We start from the raw sequence: 14,152 nt of genomic DNA on the forward strand, positions 1-14,152 counted from the left end.
ACATCCGAGGTATTGGGAAACATGAATCGCCACGCACAGGTAATGGCTGAGGATGAAAAGTTACGTACCCTCGAGAGTGTGCTCGGCTGCCTTTCGGTTGCGGTTGCGGCGTTGGATCGAGCGGCGCGGGTGGTCACGGGCAACCCGGCGTTCTCAAATCTGTTGGTTCAAAACGGCGTTTCTGCTGGCATCGGCGGCGAGTTTGTCTCACTCCTGCGTGCCGAAGACCATTGGCTTTTTTACCTCGCCCTGGAAAAAGCCGGCGCAAATAATCGCGCAGTTTTCGCAGCGGTAGGCGAGGGGCTGGGCCTGCTGGATGTCTGCCTGACGCTGTGGCACGACGATTATTTTATCGTTGAAGTGATAGTGCGCCAGGCGTTATCGGCACCGCCACCCGCGATCGAAAGTTATGCGCAGATCCCGCTCAGGTCGATTTTCGACGCCTCCGGCACCGGCTTGGCGCTGGTGTCACTCGAGGGCCGTTGGCTGCGCGCCAACGGTGTCATCTGCACCATGCTGGGCTACAGCGAAGCACAGTTGCAACGCACCACGTTCATGGCGCTGACCCACGCCGACGACATGCAGGTCGGCAAGCAACTGATCGAAGAGTTGAAATGCGGTGCGAGGGCGGGGGTGACCTTGCACAAGCGCTATATTCATCGCGACGGACGGGTGGTGTGGGCGCGCTTGACCGTGGGCCTGGTACGTGACGACCAAGGGCAACCGGCCTGTTTCGTTTCTCAACTGGAAGACATCACCGAGAATTGGCAGCTGCGCGAAACGTTGATGGGCAGCGAGCTCAAGTTCCTCACCCTGGCAGAGAACTCCCCCAATATCATTGTCCGTTACGACCGCAACCTGTTGCGCACCTACGTCAATCCGGCCTATCTGCGCTTGACCGGCAAGACTTGTGACGCGGCGATAGGCGTCAGCCCGGATGAGGAAGCCAGTGATTACCTCAACCAATTGCGTCGTGTGGTGGCAACGGGCGAGACCGCGCAGTTTGTCGACAGCTGGAGCGTCGCCAACGGTCTCGGTTACATAAGTTGTGCGGTCAGCCTGATGGCCGAACGCAGCAACACCGGCGAGGTGATCGGTGTGCTCTCGTTGGCCCACGACATTACCGAGCTGCGCAGGCAACAGCTGCTGGAAGATGCGCGTTTGGGCATCTTCGAAAAAATGGCGACGGGTGCCTCCCTCGAGGAAACGCTGGCACTGCTCGTGGGGTATCTGCAATTGGCCTTGCCCCAATGGTCCTGCCGCGTACAGCTGGTGGAACCGTTCGACACTGGCCTGGCGACGTACCGGGTTTGTGCATCTGAACTTGCAGACGACTCATGCTGGTGCGAACCGATCATGGACAAACAAGGGCAACGCCTGGGAGCTTTCGAATTATCCCGGTTGCCTGGTTCCGCGACGCACGAGAGCGATATTCAGCCTGTACGGCAAACCTGTCACATTGCCGCGATCGCAATTGAACGTTGGCAATCGGAGTCGTTACTGCGCGAGCGTGAGCGCCGTTACCGGGATATTTTCGACCATAACCTGGACATGCTCCTGTTGTTGGAGGTGACACCGGCCGGCGATTTGTCTTGTGTCGAAGCCAACCCGGCGTTGTCACGCGCGCTGGGCAAAGCCCATGAGGTGCTGATCGGCGCGACGCTGGTGTCGATATTCGGCCGGTTGGGCGCGCAGAAGCTCCAGGGGCTTTGCGAGCAGTGCAGGGTTGCCGGTCGCACGGTTGAGTCAGATGAGAGCATGCTTCTGCTCAACGAAGTTCGTAACCTGCATTTCACCCTGGTACCGGTGGCCGATCCCGGGCGCACGGGCTCGCGCATACTGGTGATCGGTCGCGATACCACCCTGCTGACCCGCGCCCGGCACAAAGAGCTGGAGCGCCAGCACGACATCAACACACTGGTAGAAAACAGTCCGGACGCTGTCGCCCGGTTGAGTGCCCAAGGTGACGTGCTCTACGTCAATGCGCGGTTAAAGACCTGGGTAGGCGACGCCTGGCCGAAGCTGATCGGCATGCCTATGGATGCGTTGGCCCCCCTGAATCACCAGTCCCAGCTGTTTCGTGAATTGGTTGCCCAGGTGATTCGTGAAAACAAGGCAACCGAGCAGGAGTTTCGACTCTCAATCTTGAAGACGGCCCCCAAAGTGGTGCTGATCCACTTTGTTCCGGAGGTGGATGGTGAGCGAGTGGTCAGCGTACTGGCGGTAGGGCGCGATATTTCCACGCTGCGAGCGGCGGAGCGGCGCCTGGCCAATTCCAACGCGCAGTTGCGCGATCTGTCGACCCGCCGCGAAACCGCCCGGGAAGAGGAGCGCAAACTGATCGCCAGGGAGGTCCACGACGAATTGGGCCAGCACCTTACCGCATTGCGCATGGGGATCTCGTTATTGCGGTTTCAGTTCGGCGCCACCACGCCGGAGCTCGCGCCTCAGGTGGAACGCTTGCTGGCGCTGACCGACAAGACGATTCAGGTGGTGCGCAATGTTTCCACCAGCCTGCGACCGTCCGCCTTGAACCTGGGGCTGGTCTCGGGCCTGGAATGGCTGACCACCGAGTTCTCCACCTTGACCCTGGTTCCGTGTGTGCTGCACTTGCCTTCGATTCCCCTGGTCCTCCCTGATACGCACATTACCGCCGCGTTTCGCATCGTTCAGGAATCGCTGACCAACATTGCGCGATACGCCGAAGCGACACAGGTCAGCGTCACCCTGACCCCGCAGGAAACCCATTGGCTGCTGGAGGTGCAGGACAACGGCAAGGGTTTCGAGCCGGAGGCGCTCACGCGCCAGACCCTGGGCCTGGCGGGCATGCGTGAGCGCGGCCTGATGTTGGGCGGCAAAGTCATTATTTTCAGTCATCCCGGGCAGGGCACCACGGTCCAGGCATTTATTCCGATGCACAAGGATACGTATTGATGATTCGCATGCTGATCGCCGATGACCACACCATCATGCGCGAAGGGCTCAAGCAACTGTTTAGCCTGGTGGCCGATGTGCAAGTAGTGGCCGAAGCCGAGAGTGGAACACAGCTGATCGAACTGTTGCGCCAGGTCGAGATCGACCTGCTGCTGCTGGACATGAACATGCCGGGTATCAGCGGCGAGATCCTGATCGCCCGTTTGCACGCCCAGTACCCGAGCCTGCCGATCCTGGTGTTGAGCATGCATAACGAAATCCACATTGCCCAACGCGCATTACGGGCTGGAGCGCTCGGGTACCTGACCAAGGACCGCGACCCCGAGACTTTGCTGGCTGCCATGCGGCGGGTGGTCAGTGGGCAACGTTACCTGGACCCGGGCCTGGCTGAGCAGATTGCGCTGCAAAGCAGCGGTTTGAAGCAGCAGACCTACGTCGAAAGCTTGTCTGATCGCGAGTTCCAGATTCTGCGCCTGCTGGCGCACGGCCTGAGCGTCAACCAGATTGCCGAACAGTTGGTCATCAGCAACAAGACCGTCAGTACCCACAAGACGCGCTTGATGGAAAAGATGGGGTTCGGCTCAACGGCAGACATCGTGCGCTTTGCCATGACCTTGGGTATCTCGTGATGCGCGCGTTCGTGTAGGGATTTTCCTAGCCGGTTTCCCGGTATCCCTACCCCAGAATAGGGATGGTCCGATGGTTGCGTTGCTGTCATTGAGCCATTATTGCTCCCAGGCCGTCGAACTGCCGATTCACCGGCGACGACAGGCTTCGACTGGGAGACACACCGTGAGTGAACAGGCCCCAACCCCTTCAGCTGCCCTGACCCTGGTTCCGGTGATGTTTGCCGGCCTGCTCGGCGGCAGTGCGCTTGCCTACAGCGGCGGTTTCAGTGCCTGGGCCTTAATAGCGGGAGTTGCGCTGTTGGCGCTGTGCACAGGCCTGGGTTGCCTGGCGCATCGGCGTTACCAGGCACACTGCAAACACCTGTGCCAGCAGCTTGACCATCCAGCAATTGCTGCGACGGTGGTGGCTGTCGATAACGGCCTGGCAGACGTCTGCGTCCACGTCTTGCCCATCTGGACCAGGCAGATCGAAGCAGCGCGTGAGATCAGCGAAACCTCGATCCTCAAGCTCAGCGAACGCTTCAGTACGCTGTCATCCGACATCAGCCACAGTGTGTCCAGCCAGGGGGCGCAAGACGCTTCCAAGCAATTGGTCGACTTGCTGGAAGTTGGCCAGCGTGACCTCAACTCCATCGTGGTAGCGCTGCGTGCTGCGCTGTCCAATAAAGAGAACGAACTTAAGGAAGTCCTGCAACTGTCCGGGTTCACTGAGCAACTCCAGCAGATGGCCAAGTTTGTTGGGGACATTGCCAGTCAAACCAACCTGCTGGCGCTCAACGCTGCCATCGAAGCGGCGCGTGCCGGCGAGGCCGGGCGAGGTTTCGCGGTGGTGGCCGATGAAGTGCGCAAACTCTCAAGCATGTCCGGCGAAACCGGGCGCAAGATCAGTGAAACCGTCAATACCGTCAACGCGGCCATCGCCCGTACGGTGCAAATGTCCCGTCACCACGCCGAACAGGACACCCTGACCCTCGCGGATTCGGAGCGTGTGGTGTCGCAGGTCATCGAACATTTTCGCGGTACCGCCCAAAGCATCGTGGGCAACAGCCATGACCTGCAGCAACAGAACGCCAATGTGGCCGGCGAAATTGCCCAGGTGCTGGTCGCCCTGCAGTTCCAGGATCGCGTCAGCCAGATGTTGACGCTGATTACCGGCGACTTGGGCAAGCTGCAGCAACAGTTAGGCGAGCGCCAGGAAGCGAGCCTGAGCGGTGGCGCCCTGATGCCGATGCGCGGAGACCAGTGGCTGCAGGCGCTTGCAACGGGCTACACCATGCCGGAGCAGCACGCCATTCATGGCGGCAAAGTGCACGCCAAGGTGCAAGCCAGCGAAATCACCTTTTTCTAGAGGAGTTTTTCCGATGAGCAAAACCATTCTGATCGTCGACGACTCGGCCTCCATCCGGCAGGTGGTGAGCATCACCCTCAAGGGGGCGGGTTACGACGTGATCGAAGGCTGTGATGGACGTGATGCGTTGAGCAAGCTGGACGGTCGCAAAATCCACTTGATCGTCAGCGACGTGAACATGCCCAACATGGACGGCTTGAGCTTCGTCAAGGCCGCCAAGCTGTTGCCGGCCTACAAGTTCACCCCGGTCATCATGCTGACCACCGAGGCCAGTGATGCGATGAAGCAGCAAGGCCAGGCCAGCGGTGCCAAGGCGTGGATGGTCAAGCCTTTCCAGCCTGCGCAAATGCTCACCGCCGTCTCCAAGTTGATCCTGCCATAGCGATGACCAGCGAGCGCTGGCCAGGAGGTTTGCATGAAAAACACCGTCCCGATGCTGCGTCGAATCCAGGTCATGGAAGGCCCTCTGACGATCTACACGGCCAGCGAACAAAAAGACGTGTTGTTGTCGTTGTTTCCCCTGGCCCATGAGGTTGAGCTGGACCTGTCCAATGTCGACGAACTGGACAGCGCCGGTTTGCAATTGTTGATTCTGATCAAGCGCGAATCGTTCAAGGACGGCACGCAGCTGGTGCTGAGCAACCCCAGTGCGACGGTACTCGAAGCCCTGCGGCTCAGTGGCCTTGACGACTACTTCGCCAATCCCTCTTTCACTGTATCGGCTGGAGCATGACCCTATGGCCCAGCCCATGAACATGGATGACGTGCTGCAAACGTTCATTGCCGAGAGTCGCGAGCTTCTATTGCAAATGGAAGATGCGCTGCTGCAGATCGAGCAGTCCCCGCAGGACCTGGACACCATCAACGGCCTGTTCCGCGTGGCCCACACCATCAAAGGGTCGGCCGGCCTCTTTGGCCTGATGCCGATCGTTGAGTTCACCCATGTCGCCGAGAGCGTCCTGGATCGTGTACGCAGCCTGGAAGTGAGGGTGGACGAGGCCTTGAGCGCGCTGTTTCTTGACGCCCGTGACCATATCGGCCAACTGATCGACCTGCTGGCCGAGGATGGCGACCTTGACCGCCTGGGTGAACCGTTGCGGGTTCAGGGCCAGCGCTTGGCTGAGCGCCTGTCGATGTATCTGCAAGCGCCCGTCGCGCCGCCTGCATCGGTTCCTCAAGACCAGCCGCCAGCGGCTGCCGAAGGGCCCGGTCACTGGCATCTTTCCGTGCGTTTTGGTGCGGACATGTTTCGCAATGGCATGGACCCCCTGGCGTTCCTGCGTTACCTGAGCACCCTGGGGCACTTGGCGCATACCGTCACGCTGCTCGACGCATTGCCGCCTTTGCTATCGATGGACCCGGAAACCAACTACCTGGGCTTTGAACTGGCGCTGGTCAGCGACGCCTCGCGGGAAGTCATCGACGGCGCCTTCGATTTTGTCCGCGATGACGCCCTGGTGCTGATCCTGGCGCCCCAGGCCGATATCCAGGCGTATCGCACGCACATCGACGGGCTGCCGGAAGACAATGCGGTGTTGCTGGAGCTGTTGGTTCGCTGCGGCACTTTGACTGAGGCTCAGGCCGCGCTCGTTATCCAGGAAGGGTCGCCAATGCCTGCCGCGCCTGAAGTCGCACAGGATTCGCCGCCCAAGGCCGGTAAAGGCGCGGCCAATAATGAAGGCAGCCTGATTCGGGTCGATGCCGCCAAGCTGGATCAACTGATCAACTTGGTCGGTGAGCTGATCATCGCCGGCGCCGGCGCCAACCTGGTGGCGGTGCGCAGTGGGATTGGCGAGATGATCGAGGCGACCAGCCTGTTATCGCGGTTGGTGGAGGAGGTGCGTGACTCGGCACTGACCTTGCGCATGGTGCAGATCGGCGCAACCTTCACCCGCTTCCAGCGCGTGGTCCGGGATGTGTCCAAAGAGTTGGGCAAGGACATCGTGCTGCGCATCGGCGGTGGCGAAACCGAACTGGACAAGACGGTCGTCGAGCGCATTGGCGACCCGTTGACGCACTTGGTGCGCAATGCCATGGACCATGGCATCGAGGCGGTGTCGACTCGCCTGCAACGGGGCAAGCCGGCCCAGGGCACCGTACGCCTGAATGCCTACCATGAATCCGGCAGCATCGTGATCGAGGTGTCGGACGACGGTGGCGGCCTGGCCAAGCACAAGATCCTTGCCAAGGCCCGCGAGCGTGGCCTGGTCGGGGAGGGCCAGGTACCGGCCGACAAAGACATCCTGAACCTGATCTTCGAGCCAGGCTTCTCCACCGCCGATCAGGTCAGCAACCTGTCCGGCCGCGGGGTCGGCATGGACGTGGTCAAGCGCAATATCACCGCATTACGCGGCAGCGTGAGCCTTGAGAGCGAAGAGGGGCAGGGCACCACGGTACGCATTCGTTTGCCGCTGACCCTGGCAATCATCGACGGCTTTCTGATCGGTGTGGGCAAGGCCTCTTATGTCATCCCGCTGAACATGGTGGAGGAGTGCATCGAGTTGGCGCCTGGGCAGGGGGCTGAATCCGGCTTCCTGGACCTGCGCGGCGATGTGCTGCCGATCTTGCGGCTGCGCGACATGTTTGCCGTGCAAGAGCCGGGCGGCATCCGCGAAAACGTCGTCGTCGTGCACTACGCCGGCTTGCGTGCCGGCCTGGTGGTCGATCGCTTGCAGGGGGAGTTTCAAACCGTGATCAAGCCCTTGGGCAAAGTCTTCGGAGAGGCCCATGGGCTGGGTGGTTTCACCATCCTCGGGAGCGGGGCCGTGGCCCTGATCCTGGATATTCCCAATCTGTTGGGACTCGTTGCCAAGGAAGCCACCAACCGTTCGATCCCACGTCCTTTATCGATCCAATAAGCGTCATCAGGAGTTCCTCGCCATGACCGTTATCAAAAATATTACGCTGTTGATTTTCACGGCAATGCTGGGCGTCGTCGTGTTGGGTGGCACCAGTTTCTATCTGACCAGTGAAGTCAACTCCAGCGCCAGTTTTGCCAGCGTCAACACGGTACCCAGCCTGCTTGAGATCGATCGCGCCGCCGAGGCTTTCGCCAGCCTGCACGCCTTGCAATGGGAGCACCTGAATGAATCGGGCAAGAGCACGGTTGCGCCGTACGCCGCACTGATAGCGCAGCATTTGGGTAATATCGACAACGCCCTGGAGCGCTACCGGACCCAACTGGCTATCGACGCGCATGATGCGGCGTTGTTGAGCCAGTTGCGCACCCGGTTTGACGAGTTTGCAACCTTGCAGGGGCGATTCGACAAACTGGTTGAAACAGGCGATATCGCCGGCGCTCGCGCGTTGCTCGAAGCGAGCCAGCCTCTGCAAACGGCGACCCAGGCGGCAATCGCCGATGTGCGCCAATACAACCTGGAGCTGGGGCGCAAGGCACAGCTGCTGGCCACCAGCACTGAGCAGAATGCCCGCTACATTATTGTGCTGATCGGCGCGCTCACACTGCTGGTCACTGGACTGATGGGCTTACTGCTGGCACGCAATCTCATGCGCCAGCTGGGTGGTGAACCCGCGAGCGTCCGCGCCTTTGCTGCGCGCTTGTCAGCCGGCGAGTTGGAAGCAAAAGCCACCCTCAAGGCCGGTGATACCACGAGCTTGATGGCTTGCATGCAACAGTTGGGCGCGAACCTGCAGGCGCTGGTCGCGCAGATAAACACGATGTCCAGCGAGCATGACAAGGGTGAGATCGACGCACAGATCGACGTAAATCGCTTTCACGCAAGCTACCGTTCGATGGCCCAGGGCATCAACGACATGGTCAACGGCCATATCGCGGTGAAGAAAAAAGCCATGGCGTGCATCCGTGCCTTTGGCGAAGGTGATCTATCGGCGCAGTTGGAACAGTTCCCCGGCAAGAAAGCCTTCATCAATGAAAATATCGAGCTGCTGCGTAGCAATATCCTGGCGCTGATCAATGAAATGCAGCACATGTCCAGCGAGCACGAGAAAGGTGACATTGACGTCATGATCGATGTCGAGCGCTTTAGCGGTTCGTACCGTGAAATCGGCCAGGGCATCAATGCCATGGTCAGTGGCCATATCAGTGTGAAGAAAAAGGCCATGGCCTGCATTCGCGCGTTCGGCGAAGGCGATTTGGCTGCGCCCCTGGAGCAGTTCCCTGGCAAGAAAGCCTTCATCAACGAGAACATCGAGCAATTGCGCGCCAACATCCTGGCCCTGGTCGAAGACACGCGCCAGATCAGTGACAGCGCGATGATCGGCAAACTCGATACCCGGCCGGATGCCTCTCGCCATCAGGGCGATTTCCGTCGCATCATCCTGGGAATCAACGGCTCGCTGGATGCGATCATCGTGCCGATCACCGAAGCCATGGACGTCCTGGCGTCGATCTCCAGTGGCGATCTGACCCGGACCATCGTAGGTGACTATCAAGGCAAGTTCCTGGAGCTGAAAAACTCGGTCAACGGCACCGTGGAAAAACTCTCGGAAATCATCGGCGAAGTGCGCGGGTCGGCCGACTCGTTGTCCAGCGCTTCCGAGGAGATCTCCGCCACCGCCCAGAGCATGGCGCAATCGGCGTCCGAACAGGCGGCATCGGTGGAGCAAACCTCGGCGTCGATGGAGCAAATGTCAGCGTCCATCGCCCAGAACACCGAAAACGCCAAGGTAACCGATGGCATGGCGGGCAAGGCTAACAAAGAGGCGTCCGAAGGCGGTCGCGCCGTGAAGGACACGGTGGCGGCGATGAAGACCATCGCTGAAAAAATCGGCATCGTCGATTCCATCGCCTACCAGACCAACCTGTTGGCGCTCAACGCGGCGATTGAAGCGGCGCGGGCCGGCGAGCACGGTAAAGGCTTCGCGGTGGTGGCAGCCGAGGTGCGCAAATTGGCCGAGCGCAGCCAGATCGCGGCGCAGGAAATCAGTGAAGTGGCCAAGAACAGCGTGGCCCTGGCCGAACGGGCGGGCAACCTGCTGGATGAAATCGTGCCTTCGATCGCCAAGACCTCTGACCTGGTGCAGGAAATTGCGGCCGCCTCGGAAGAACAATCCATTGGCTCCGAGCAGATCAACAGCGCGATGTCGCAAATGAGCCAACTGACTCAGCAAAACGCATCGGCCTCCGAAGAGTTGGCCGCGACTGCCGAGGAAATGAGCGGCCAGGCCGAGCAGTTGCAGGAACTGATGGGCTTTTTCACCGTACAGGGCAAGCGCGTCGGGCGCGCTGTTGCACCGTCGGGTCTGGGGCGTGCGGCGTCGCTGTCGGATCATGACAGCCGTGCGGTGGAGAGCGGTTTCGTCCGCTTCGGGAGTTGACCCATGAGTGCCTCAGCCGTTGTGCCTGGCACTTCAGCCCCAGCGCTGCAAGGCGGCGAGCCCTTGCAGTACCTGACCTTCTCGGCTGATCAGGAGATGTACGCGGTCAACACACTGAGCGTTCGCGAAATCATCGAATACAGCCAGGTGACCAGCGTGCCGATGATGCCGGAGTTCCTGCGCGGGGTGATCAATCTGCGTGGCTCGGTGGTACCGGTGGTGGACCTCAAGGCCCGGTTCGGCAAGGGCGTGACGGACCTTGGCAGCCGCACGTGCATCGTCATTCTCGAAGCGGCCAAGGAGGGCGAGTCCCAGGTGCTGGGAGTGGTGGTGGACTCGGTCAGCGAGGTGATCGAGATCCTCGATATCGACATCAAGCCCGCGCCGGCCTTCGGCAACCCTATTCGTACCGACTTCATCAGGGGGATGACCAAGGTGCGAGGTGCGTTTGTCACGCTGCTGCAAATCGAGCAGGTGCTGTGCGTCGATGAGATCGCCGGCCTGATGCGCGCTTGAGGTGTACGACCGTGCCCCCCAGGTGCGGGCGCAAAGCAATTGATCCGAGGTGAATCATGGCGTTATCCATCGAAAGTCCTGGCAGTGCTGCGATCTCGGGCCCGAGCCAATACCTCACCTTCGAGTTAGGCGGGGAGATGTTCGCGGTCGGCACGCTCAACGTGCGCGAGATCATCGAATATGGGCCGATCACCCATGTGCCGTTGCTGCCGGCCAGCCTGCGCGGGGTGATCAATCTGCGAGGCGCTGCGGTGCCGATACTGGACCTGGGCGTGCGCTTTCGCGGCGAACGGACGCTGCAAACCTCAAGAACCTGCTTTGTGATTCTGGAGGTACTGGTCGGTAGCGTGCGCAAGCCGGTGGGCATCATTGTGGATGCAGTCAGCGAGGTGCTTGAAATCGCCGAGCAGGATATCGAACCTTCGCTGAGTGTCGGCACCGAGGTCAGGGCCGATTTTCTGTTGGGTATCGGCAAATTGGACAGCGGTTTTGTGCTGTTACTGGATATTGGTCGCGTGTTGTCCCTGGAACCGATCGAGGTGCTGGCAGACCTTGAAGCCTTGCTGCCTGCCACCGCCTGATCAACTTTTGGGATGCCCTTATGAACGTTATTCTTTCCGACGCCGAGTTCCAGCAGTTTCGCAGCCTTATCCATCAGATCGCCGGCATCAGCCTGTCCGATGCGAAAAAACAGTTGGTCAGCGCACGGCTTGCCAAGCGACTGCAGGCGTTCGAGCTCACGACCTACGGTGCTTACTACAAGGTGTTGATGAAGGACGCCACGGAACTGCAGGTGGCAGTAGACATGCTGACCACCAACGAGACCTATTTTTTCCGTGAGCCCAAGCATTTTGACTTCCTGCGTGACGTGGCCCTGCCCGAACTGCGTGGCAACGCAACGCTGCGGGTATGGAGTGGCGCCTGCTCCACCGGTGAAGAACCTTACACCCTGGCGATGGTGCTGGCCGACAACCTGGCCGGTCGGCCCTGGGAGATCATGGCGTCGGACATCAGCAGCCGTGTGTTGGATAAAGCCCGCCAAGGGCGCTACCCCCTCGAGGGTATACGCGGCATTCCCGAAGCGCTGCTGCACAAATATTGCCTCAAGGGCGTCGGCGCCAACCACGGTTGCTTCATGATCGAGCCGGCGCTCGCGGCGAAAATCGATTTCCAGGCGATCAATTTGAACAATCCGCTGCCGAAAGTCGGCATGTTCGACGTGATCTTCCTGCGCAACGTGATGATCTATTTCGACAGCGATACCAAAGTGCAGGTCGTCAAGCGTCTGGTCAGCCATCTCAAGCCCGGCGGCTATTTTCTGGTCAGTCACTCGGAAAGCCTCAACGGCGTGACCGACGAGCTGAAGCTGATCAAGCCGTCGATCTATCGGAGGCCACATGCCTGACACTCAACCTTCCCGCGAGGTGTTCCTGAATCCTGGCGAGTGGTTTTTCGGCACCGGCGCGATCCGGCTGCGCACGGTGCTGGGCTCCTGCGTGGCCCTGGTGTTCTGGCATCCGCAGCGCTTGTTGGGCGGCATGTGTCACTACCTGCTGCCCCAGCGTGCTGCGACGAGCGCCAAGCCCCTGGACGGTCGATATGGCGATGAGGCGCTGCAACTGCTGCTCGATGCCATGCGCGCGAGCAAGGTGCCGCCGACGGAGTTCAGGATCAATGTGTATGGCGGCGGGAATATGTTTCCCGGGCTGGTGCGCCCGGACAACCACTACGTCGGGCAACGCAATGTCGAGCAAGCCCGGCGCCTGCTCGACGTGCATCACCTGCGGTGCCTGAACTGGCACGTGGAAGGCGTGGGGTATCGCGCCGTGGTATTCGACCTGGCCAATGGCGATATTCAACTCAACTATCTGGCGCTGCAGCGCCCCCTCAGCAGCCCTCAACGAGAGCGTGCGCTATGAGTCCTATCAAAGTACTGATCATTGACGACTCTGCCGTGGTCCGCCAGGTATTGACGGCGACCCTTGGACGAGACCCCGCCATTGAAGTGATAGGCGCGGCGGCGGATCCGGTGTTCGCCATGGATAAAATGAACAAGCAATGGCCGGATGTGATCGTGCTGGACGTCGAGATGCCGCGCATGGATGGCATTACGTTCCTCAAGAAACTCATGGCCGAACGCCCCACGCCGGTGGTCATCTGCTCGACCTTGACCGAGAAGGGCGCGGCCACCACCATGCAGGCGTTGGCGGCAGGGGCCGTCAGTATCGTCACCAAGCCGCAGTTGAATTTGCGCCAGTTCCTGACCGACAGCGCCGATGAACTGGCGGGGGCCGTCAAGGCCGCAGCCAAGGCCAACATGAAACGGATGGTGGCGTGCGGTGAACGTGCTCCCCAGAGGGTGAGTGCCGACGCCATTCTTGCGGCGGGCGCCCAGGCAATGGCGCGTACCACCGAAAATATTGTCGCCATCGGCACCTCAACAGGCGGTACTCAAGCCCTGGAGTTCATACTGACCGCGCTGCCCAGGGTGTGCCCGGGCATCGTGATCGTGCAGCACATGCCTGAACACTTCACCGCGGCGTTTGCCGAGCGACTCAATCGACTGTGTGAAATCGAGGTCAGGGAGGCGAAAAATGGCGACCGGGTCATCCCCGGTTGCGCATTGATCGCCCCCGGCGGCCGACACATGGTGCTCAAGCGCAACGGTGCCCAATACCAGGTGGAAATCGTTGACGGCCCACCGGTGAGCCGGCATCGGCCCTCGGTTGACGTGCTGTTTCGTTCCGTTGCCCGCAGTGCCGGTGGCAACGCGCTGGGCATCATCATGACCGGGATGGGCGACGACGGCGCGCGCGGGCTCAAGGAGATGTTCGACGCCGGTGCCGCCACGGTGGCCCAGGACGAGGCCAGTTGCGTGGTGTTCGGCATGCCCAAGGAAGCGATCAAGCTCAACGCCGCCCAGCGCATCATGGCGTTGGAGGATATTCATCGGGCGATTTTGCATCGGTGAACTTGTCTGCCAGGCTGCTTATGCCGGTACACAACTCTGGCGTGACCCTGAACCTGTAACGAGTTAGCTTGATTTCGTGGCGGTCTGCTTGACTGCACGCGATAAAAATGTGGGAGGGGGCTTGCCCCCGATGGCCATAGGTATCTACACAACTTTGGGGCGACGCTGGACCTGTGGCGAGGGAGCTTGCTCCCGTGACGGACTGACAGCCGACGCTGATCGAGCTGACGCACCGCGATCCAAATGTGGGAGCTGGCTTGCCTGCGATGACGGCCTGCCAGCCGATGCCAATCTACCTGACACCCCGCAATCAAACTGTGGGAGCGGGCTTGCTCGCGAAGGCGGCCTGACAGGCGACACAGCTAGGAGGAACCGCGCGTAAAGGCTGCGCTGTTACGTAGCCTGCTTCTGTTTGGATTGTCAGATGAGCTCACGTAGAGCTGGAATGCTGAGGTG

The 14,152-nt window shown here is 60.4% G+C and carries 12 protein-coding genes and 1 pseudogene; all 13 read left to right on the forward strand.

The genetic code is table 11. The features are described 5' to 3' along the window. Positions 1-21 precede the first annotated feature (21 nt). The 13 genes and pseudogenes from TU73_RS11960 to TU73_RS12015 all read left to right on the forward strand — a co-directional run bounded on the left by TU73_RS11960 (position 22) and on the right by TU73_RS12015 (position 13,696). The gene (locus TU73_RS11960; protein ID WP_057012361.1) at positions 22-2,934 is read left to right on the forward strand and encodes a PAS domain-containing sensor histidine kinase; all 2,913 of its coding nucleotides are present in this window, start codon (positions 22-24) and stop codon (positions 2,932-2,934) included. Next, positions 2,934-3,563 (forward strand): response regulator, encoded by a 630-nt coding sequence (locus tag TU73_RS11965; protein WP_057012362.1) that lies wholly within the window; start codon positions 2,934-2,936, stop codon positions 3,561-3,563. Before TU73_RS11960 ends, TU73_RS11965 begins: the two co-directional genes overlap by 1 nt. A 214-nt stretch (positions 3,564-3,777) precedes the next feature. After that, positions 3,778-4,911, forward strand: coding sequence for a methyl-accepting chemotaxis protein (locus TU73_RS11970; protein ID WP_057012460.1), 1,134 nt, complete (start codon positions 3,778-3,780; stop codon positions 4,909-4,911). A 13-nt stretch (positions 4,912-4,924) separates the two neighbouring features. Then, positions 4,925-5,293, forward strand: coding sequence for a response regulator (locus TU73_RS11975; RefSeq protein WP_010563050.1), 369 nt, complete (start codon positions 4,925-4,927; stop codon positions 5,291-5,293). Between the two features lie 33 nt (positions 5,294-5,326). Beyond that, positions 5,327-5,644 carry an STAS domain-containing protein gene (locus TU73_RS11980; RefSeq protein ID WP_057012363.1) on the forward strand — a complete coding sequence of 106 codons (318 nt, stop codon included), beginning with the start codon at positions 5,327-5,329 and terminating at the stop codon, positions 5,642-5,644. Positions 5,645-5,648: 4 nt separating this feature from the next. After that, positions 5,649-7,769, forward strand: a complete 2,121-nt coding sequence (locus tag TU73_RS11985; RefSeq protein ID WP_082642588.1) for a chemotaxis protein CheA — start codon at positions 5,649-5,651, stop codon at positions 7,767-7,769. A gap of 64 nt (positions 7,770-7,833) precedes the next feature. Continuing rightward, positions 7,834-9,090 (forward strand): annotated as a pseudogene (locus TU73_RS29330) (MCP four helix bundle domain-containing protein); the annotation flags it as partial. A 54-nt stretch (positions 9,091-9,144) separates the two neighbouring features. Then, positions 9,145-10,209, forward strand: coding sequence for a methyl-accepting chemotaxis protein (locus TU73_RS29335; RefSeq protein ID WP_414860422.1), 1,065 nt, complete (start codon positions 9,145-9,147; stop codon positions 10,207-10,209). A 3-nt stretch (positions 10,210-10,212) separates the two neighbouring features. Beyond that, positions 10,213-10,725, forward strand: a complete 513-nt coding sequence (locus TU73_RS11995) for a chemotaxis protein CheW (RefSeq protein WP_057012365.1) — start codon at positions 10,213-10,215, stop codon at positions 10,723-10,725. Positions 10,726-10,781: 56 nt separating this feature from the next. Continuing rightward, positions 10,782-11,306, forward strand: coding sequence for a chemotaxis protein CheW (locus TU73_RS12000; protein WP_057012366.1), 525 nt, complete (start codon positions 10,782-10,784; stop codon positions 11,304-11,306). Between the two features lie 20 nt (positions 11,307-11,326). Beyond that, positions 11,327-12,130: a CheR family methyltransferase gene (locus tag TU73_RS12005; RefSeq protein WP_057012367.1), complete on the forward strand. Its 804-nt coding sequence runs from the start codon at positions 11,327-11,329 to the stop codon at positions 12,128-12,130. Next, positions 12,123-12,644: a chemotaxis protein CheD gene (locus tag TU73_RS12010; RefSeq protein WP_057012368.1), complete on the forward strand. Its 522-nt coding sequence runs from the start codon at positions 12,123-12,125 to the stop codon at positions 12,642-12,644. Before TU73_RS12005 ends, TU73_RS12010 begins: the two co-directional genes overlap by 8 nt. Beyond that, positions 12,641-13,696 (forward strand): protein-glutamate methylesterase/protein-glutamine glutaminase, encoded by a 1,056-nt coding sequence (locus tag TU73_RS12015; protein WP_057012369.1) that lies wholly within the window; start codon positions 12,641-12,643, stop codon positions 13,694-13,696. The genes TU73_RS12010 and TU73_RS12015 overlap by 4 nt, the downstream gene beginning before the upstream one ends. Positions 13,697-14,152 lie beyond the last annotated feature (456 nt).

The organism is Pseudomonas libanensis, from assembly GCF_001439685.1.
Taxonomy (GTDB): Bacteria; Pseudomonadota; Gammaproteobacteria; order Pseudomonadales; family Pseudomonadaceae; genus Aquipseudomonas; species Aquipseudomonas libanensis.

What these genes read in the sequence shown, in the direction of transcription:
- TU73_RS29335 (WP_414860422.1), top strand. Translation starts at nt 9,145, where the DNA reads ATGATCGGCAAACTCGATACCCGGCCGGATGCCTCTCGCCATCAGGGC.
- TU73_RS11960 (WP_057012361.1), top strand. Translation starts at nt 22, where the DNA reads ATGAATCGCCACGCACAGGTAATGGCTGAGGATGAAAAGTTACGTACC.
- TU73_RS12015 (WP_057012369.1), top strand. Translation starts at nt 12,641, where the DNA reads ATGAGTCCTATCAAAGTACTGATCATTGACGACTCTGCCGTGGTCCGC.
- TU73_RS11975 (WP_010563050.1), top strand. Translation starts at nt 4,925, where the DNA reads ATGAGCAAAACCATTCTGATCGTCGACGACTCGGCCTCCATCCGGCAG.
- TU73_RS11995 (WP_057012365.1), top strand. Translation starts at nt 10,213, where the DNA reads ATGAGTGCCTCAGCCGTTGTGCCTGGCACTTCAGCCCCAGCGCTGCAA.
- TU73_RS12005 (WP_057012367.1), top strand. Translation starts at nt 11,327, where the DNA reads ATGAACGTTATTCTTTCCGACGCCGAGTTCCAGCAGTTTCGCAGCCTT.
- TU73_RS11980 (WP_057012363.1), top strand. Translation starts at nt 5,327, where the DNA reads ATGAAAAACACCGTCCCGATGCTGCGTCGAATCCAGGTCATGGAAGGC.
- TU73_RS12010 (WP_057012368.1), top strand. Translation starts at nt 12,123, where the DNA reads ATGCCTGACACTCAACCTTCCCGCGAGGTGTTCCTGAATCCTGGCGAG.
- TU73_RS12000 (WP_057012366.1), top strand. Translation starts at nt 10,782, where the DNA reads ATGGCGTTATCCATCGAAAGTCCTGGCAGTGCTGCGATCTCGGGCCCG.
- TU73_RS11985 (WP_082642588.1), top strand. Translation starts at nt 5,649, where the DNA reads ATGGCCCAGCCCATGAACATGGATGACGTGCTGCAAACGTTCATTGCC.
- TU73_RS11970 (WP_057012460.1), top strand. Translation starts at nt 3,778, where the DNA reads ATGTTTGCCGGCCTGCTCGGCGGCAGTGCGCTTGCCTACAGCGGCGGT.
- TU73_RS11965 (WP_057012362.1), top strand. Translation starts at nt 2,934, where the DNA reads ATGATTCGCATGCTGATCGCCGATGACCACACCATCATGCGCGAAGGG.